General features: G+C 39.9%; 1 protein-coding gene. It reads left to right on the forward strand.

From position 1 onward, the window contains the following. Nucleotides 1–135: 135 nt before the first annotated feature. Nucleotides 136–724 (forward strand): aminotransferase class III-fold pyridoxal phosphate-dependent enzyme (locus ACFINS_RS10305; protein ID WP_375706215.1); only part of this gene is annotated, 589 nt, incomplete at its 3' end.

Raw genomic sequence — 724 nt, forward strand, 5'->3', positions numbered from 1 at the left:
GCAATGATCACAACCTGTGAGCGTGGTATCACCATAAATCACTAATGATACTGTATCCAAAGGTGCAACGTATTTTGTTTGCAGCGTTGTTTTGTTTGTTGTATCGCAGAGCTCGAGAAATAAAGGAAATTAACGATGAATAGCACCACTATACAGCCACTTTATGAGTGCTTTGCTCGACGTAATTTGCATTTTGAACAAGGGAATGCTGTATGGCTTATTTCCGATAAAGGAGAGCGTTATCTTGATTTCACGTCTGGCATTGCTGTCAATGTATTAGGATATGCACATCCAAAATTGATTGATACTCTCAAAAGACAAGCTGAAAAACTTTGGCATGTTTCCAATCTTTTTCAATCACCTGAACAAGAAGCTCTCGCCGCGCAGCTTTGCGTAAATAGTTTTGCTGATAAGGTTTTTTTCTGTAATTCCGGTGCTGAAGCAGTGGAATGCGCATTTAAAACTGCTCGTCACTACCATTATGCCTCTGGCCATCCAACACGCTTTGAAATTATTACTTTTGAAGATGCATTTCATGGGCGCACACTTGCAACGCTTGCTGCTACAGGACAAGAAAAATATTTGCAAGGTTTTGGACCAAAAGCTGACGGATTTATTCAAATTCCTTTATGTGATGAAATCGCTTTGCGTAATGCTATCAATAAAAATACTGCTGCCATCCTTATTGAACCCATTCAGGGAGAAGGAGGAATACGAACGGTAT

It is taken from the genome of Bartonella sp. AA2SXKL (assembly GCF_042197205.1).
Lineage (GTDB): Bacteria > Pseudomonadota > Alphaproteobacteria > Rhizobiales > Rhizobiaceae > Bartonella.